The 5,276-nt window shown below is 27.9% G+C and carries 5 protein-coding genes; 3 read left to right on the plus strand and 2 right to left on the minus strand.

Translation table 11 applies throughout. The features are described from left to right. The 3 genes from AB2369_RS11075 to AB2369_RS11085 form a co-directional block, all read left to right on the plus strand. The coding region (locus tag AB2369_RS11075) for an aminotransferase class I/II-fold pyridoxal phosphate-dependent enzyme (protein WP_367666542.1) at positions 1 to 854 on the plus strand (854 nt) is incomplete at its 5' end. Between the two features lie 76 nt (positions 855 to 930). Further along, entirely contained in the window at positions 931 to 1,605 is a 675-nt protein-coding gene (locus AB2369_RS11080; RefSeq protein WP_367666543.1) for a response regulator transcription factor, read from the plus strand. Continuing rightward, on the plus strand, positions 1,595 to 3,130 hold the full coding sequence (locus AB2369_RS11085) for an ATP-binding protein (RefSeq protein WP_367666544.1): 1,536 nt from the start codon (positions 1,595 to 1,597) through the stop codon (positions 3,128 to 3,130). The genes AB2369_RS11080 and AB2369_RS11085 overlap by 11 nt, the downstream gene beginning before the upstream one ends. Positions 3,131 to 3,453: 323 nt before the next feature. Here AB2369_RS11085 and AB2369_RS11090 read toward each other — a convergent pair whose 3' ends face one another. Both AB2369_RS11090 and AB2369_RS11095 read right to left on the minus strand, forming a co-directional pair. Beyond that, positions 3,454 to 4,194, minus strand: a complete 741-nt coding sequence (locus AB2369_RS11090) for an SDR family oxidoreductase (protein ID WP_367666545.1) — start codon at positions 4,192 to 4,194, stop codon at positions 3,454 to 3,456. Positions 4,195 to 4,208: 14 nt separating this feature from the next. Continuing rightward, the gene (locus AB2369_RS11095; RefSeq protein ID WP_367666546.1) at positions 4,209 to 5,072 is read right to left on the minus strand and encodes a DMT family transporter; all 864 of its coding nucleotides are present in this window, start codon (positions 5,070 to 5,072) and stop codon (positions 4,209 to 4,211) included. Between the last annotated feature and the right edge of the window lie 204 nt (positions 5,073 to 5,276).

The raw sequence follows: 5,276 nt of genomic DNA on the forward strand, positions 1-5,276 counted from the left end.
TAGAAAGTCCTACTTACAATATATATATTGGTTGGCTAAATATTAATAAATCTAAAGTCTATACTATATCTAGAAAAGAAAATGGTATTGATATGGAACTACTAGAAAATATATTTAAGAATGGAGATATAAAATTTTTCTACACAATTCCTAGACTTCATAATCCTCTTGGCACCTCTTATGATGAGGAAACTAAGAAAAATATTGTAGATCTTGCTAATAAATATGATGTATATATTTTAGAGGATGATTATTTAAATGATTTAAATGAAACAAATAATAAGCCCATAAAGTATTATGATACTGAAGATAGAGTAATATATTTAAAAAGCTTTTCAAAAATATTACTTCCTGGTATAAGAGTGGCTAGTACCTATTTACCAGATAGCTTAAAAGATAATTTTAGAGAATTTAAAACATTTTCAGAACTTCAAAGTAATATTATATTTCAAAGCGCCTTAAATGATTATATTTTATCTGGAGCTTATGATACCTATATAAATTCCCTTAAAAATCATTATGGTAGCAAGATGAAAATATACAATGATTATCTTAAGAATAATAACATAGATCTAGATTATACTAGTCCCATTAATGGATTATTTGCCTATGTAAACTTACCTAAAGAATTGAATATTGATAATATTATAAATACTCTAAGGGCAAATAATATTATTGTACGAAATAGTAAATTCTTTTATTACAATAAGGAAGATTGTATTAAGTCCATAAGATTAAGTTTTGCAAAAATTAATCCTGAAACTATGGAAAAAGGTATTAGTACATTATTTACAATTCTTAAAGATTCTGTTAGTAATAATCATTGCAATATGCCAAAGCTTTTAGAAATTTAAATTTATTATAAATTATATCCTAAGGCCTTTATAGTATTATAAAATATAGTTATCATGTTATATTAGGAGTGATTTTATGAAAAAAACAATAATGATAGTAGAAGATGAGGCAAGAATAAGAAAACTTATTAGTGACTATCTTTTAAGAGAAGACTTTAAGGTAATTGAGGCTTCTAACGGAAAAGAAGCATTAGAGATTTTTAATACTATGAACTTAGATTTAATTATCCTAGATATTATGATGCCTGTTTTAGATGGCTTTTCAGTATGCAAAGAGATAAGAAAAATATCTACAGTACCTATAATAATACTTACTGCAAGATCAGAGGAAGATGATGAATTATTAGGATATGATATTGGTAGCGACGATTATATAACCAAGCCTTTTAGCCCTAAGGTAGTAGTAGCTAAGGTAAAAGCTCTATTAAAAAGAAGTGACTCTAAGGATACTAGTCAGCTAAATCTTTTAAACTTTAAGGATTTAACCGTGAATAAATTAAGCCATGAAGTAAAACTTAAAGAAGAAATAATAAATCTTTCTCCTAAAGAATATGATTTACTTTTATATCTAATTGAAAATAAAAATATAGCTTTATCAAGAGAAAATATCTTAAATAATGTATGGGGATATGATTATGATGGAGATATAAGAACAGTAGATACTAATATTAAGAGGTTAAGAGAAAAGCTTCTTCAAATGTCTGAACTTATAAAAACTGTAAGAGGAAGTGGTTATAAATTTGAAATTTAGAATAAAGCCTATAAATATAAAAAATTCTATAACCAAATGGTTATTCTCTATAACTGCCATTGCTCTATTCATATTTTTAATATTCTCTATGATTTTCCAAAGTTTATTCTTTGAAAAATTTTATATAAGAAAAAAACAAGATTCTTTAGAAAGTAGCTTGAAAAACTTTAAGCTTGCTTACTCTTACTCTTTAGGCAATAATACTCTTTCCATAGTAAAAAGTTTAGAAAATCTAGAAGTTAAGAACAATGCAAAGGTAGCTATATTAAATACTAATGGGGAAATAAGCTATCTATCTAATGCCAATAATGAAATAGACCCCAACATTAAGAGGGTTATTATTGAAGTTTTTAGAGAGTATATATCTAACGAAGATCTAATGAATGATATGTATAAGAATAACTCTATTTTATCTTCAGTGGTTTATAATAAATCTACTAATACTAAAAATCTAGTTTGTATATCTCCTATATCTTTTAATAATGCCTATGATAATATAATAATTGCAATATCACCATTTCAGCCTATAGCTGAAGCTTCTGCTGTTATAAAAGACTTTTACATATATTTATTTTTATTCGCTTTAATTGTAATCTTTGTATTATCATATATATATACTAAACTTATAGCAAAGCCTCTAGTTGATTTAAATAAAGCTGCACTTAAAATGTGTAACTTAAGTTTTGATGAAAAATGTGAAATATATAGAGAAGATGAAATAGGTAATCTATCTAGAACCTTAAATTTCTTATCACTTAATCTAAGTGGTGCTTTAAATGAATTAAAAGATGCTAACATAAAGCTAAAAAATGATATAGAAAAAGAGAAAGAACTAGAGAATATGAGAAAAGAATTTATTGCTGGAGTTTCTCATGAACTTAAGACCCCTATAACATTAATTGAAGGATATGCAGAAGGGTTGAAAGATGGGATAGTAAAAGATGAGGATATGGATTTCTATCTAGAAGTTATCATGGATGAATCTAAAAAAATGAACGCATTAGTACGGGATATGCTAGAATTAAGTAGACTTGAATCGCCTAACTTTCAGCTTAAATTAGAATCCTTTCCTATAGATGTTCTTATTAATAAAGTAATTAAACCTTTTAAAACCTATATTGAAGATAAATCTATAAATCTTATTTTAAATTTTTCTAATGATTCCTATGCTATAGGTGATAAGGTAAGAATTGAACAAGTTATAACAAATTTCTTTACTAATGCTATAAGACATACTCCAAGGGATGGAAATATAATTATAACTGTAGAACATAAAAATAAAACCTTTATTATAGCCATAGAGAATACAGGAGAAAATATAAAAGAAGAATATATAGAAAACATATGGAGTCAATTCTATAAAATAGATAAGTCAAGAAACAGATCCTTTGGAGGAACTGGACTAGGACTTTCAATAAGCAAAAATATTCTTACACTGCATAACAGTAACTTTGGAGTAAAAAATACAGATACTGGAGTAAGGTTCTATTTTACTCTAGAGAAGAGCTCACCAAATAGCTTATAGTTGTAATCACAATGTCCTTATTAAGTTGTGCTATAGTACACTCTAATGATCCGAGTACTAATTTACTTATACTAAAAGCAGTATATTATTTTGTTTTTCAATAAAATAATATACTGCTTTTATTAAAATATTTATTAATAATCTATTTATATAACTAATATGAAATAATACATTAATAGTAATTTCTATATTATATAGAACGAATCTCCCTTCAGATGGTGTGTTCTTTCCACCCTCTGAAGGTTAGATGAGTTAATCTAGGGGCGTAGCAACTGTAACACCCCCACCTTTTAAGAGGATGGGGGTGTTACAGCTCCTAGCCATCAGATAAATCCACCATCTATGGTTAAAATCTGTCCAGTTATATATTTAGCTTTATCAGAACATAGAAAAGTTACTGCTTCACCTATATCCTTTCCTTCCCCAAAGCACCCCATAGGTATCTCTTCTTTAATACTTTCTTTTTCCTCGTGAGATAAAAAATTATTCATCTCAGTATTTATAACTCCTGGAGCAATGGCATTTACTCTAATACCACTTAAAGCCATTTCTTTTGCTAAAGATTTTGTAAATAAGTTTATACCACCTTTTGTAGTAGAATATATAACTTCACAGGAAGCTCCAGCCTGCCCCCATATAGATGATATATTTATAATATTTCCTGCTTTCCTACTTACCATATAAGGTAAAACTACATGGGTTAAGTTTACTACTCCATTAAGATTAGTATTTAGCAAAGATTCAATCGCTTCCGTACTCATATCCATAAATAATCCTACTTTGCTTATTCCTGCATTATTAACTAATATATCTATTTTACCAAAGGTATCTATTACCTCTTTCAACATGGATTTGCACTGATCATAGGAGGATATATCCCCTTTTAATAGTACTCCATGTCCTCCTAGTCCTTTTATTTCCTCTAGAGTTTTTTTAGCTTCCTCTTCATTGGCTTTATAGTTAATCCCAACTAAAGCTCCTTCTTTTGCAAGCTCTTTAGCTATTGCTCTTCCTATACCTCTTGATGATCCTGTTACTAAAGCAACCTTCCCATTAAGACTCATACTATAATATCTCCTTAACTCTTAGTTTTAAATTTTCTTTTATTGTATATAAACACAAATACACTTGCCCCAATAATTATGAAATATCCTAATATGCTATATACATCTGGCATCTCATTCCAAATAACTAAACCAATAAGGGCTGAAAATATGATATTTACATAATCAAATATAGATATCTCACTAGCTGGAGCATATTTGTAAGCTAGAGTCAGAGCAAATTGTCCTACGGAAGCTGCTACTCCTGCAAGAAGTAAATAAGCAATCTGTGAAGAAGTCATAGGAACAAAATTTATCATCATAACTGGGAATGTTACTACAAGAGATACAAAAGAAAAATAAAATACAATGGTATAATACTCCTCCCTTCCTCCAAGAAACCTAACAAAGGCATAAGCCCCCCCTGCAAATATTGCAGAACTAACCCCTACAAGAGCCGGAAATATATTTAAGTTAAAACTAGGTTTTATTATAAATAAACTCCCGAAAAACGCCAAAAATAAAGCTCCTATTTGCATTGGAGTTATTTTCTCCTTTAAAAATAATACAGCAAAAATCGTTAAAAAGAATGGGCTTAATTTATTAAGCATAGCAGAGTCTGCCAAAACTAAATGATCTATAGCATAGAAGTTAGCTATAATTCCTAAGGTACCTAATATAGATCTTGCTAAAAGGTACTTTTGATTTTCTCTTTTACCAAAAAAAGAACTTTTGTGTTTAAGAATTAATCCTAGAGCCACTATACAGCTAACTAAATTTCTAAAAAAACTTTTTTGAAAAGCTGGTAAACTACCAGATAGCTTTACAAAAGCCCCCATTACTGCAAATCCTAAAGATGATAATATTATAAGTAAAATTGCTTTTGTTTTTTTATCCAACTGTCATCTCTCCTCTCTTCATTAATTTTACTTGTAATTTACCTATATTACAAATAAATTATGAAGTAATTACTAATTATTACACCTATAATTATAATTTATTATCTTAAATAAACTAATTTCTCTAATATAAACTATATTTTATATTCATTTATATATCCCTTCTTTCCTGTGAGTATTCATATAGTATATAATTTGTAGAAG

Origin of the sequence: Clostridium sp., assembly GCF_040797585.1 — a bacterium.
Classification (GTDB): domain Bacteria; phylum Bacillota; class Clostridia; order Clostridiales; family Clostridiaceae; genus Clostridium_Z.

What these genes read in the sequence shown, in the direction of transcription:
- AB2369_RS11080 (WP_367666543.1), top strand. Translation starts at nt 931, where the DNA reads ATGAAAAAAACAATAATGATAGTAGAAGATGAGGCAAGAATAAGAAAA.
- AB2369_RS11090 (WP_367666545.1), bottom strand. Translation starts at nt 4,194, where the DNA reads ATGAGTCTTAATGGGAAGGTTGCTTTAGTAACAGGATCATCAAGAGGT.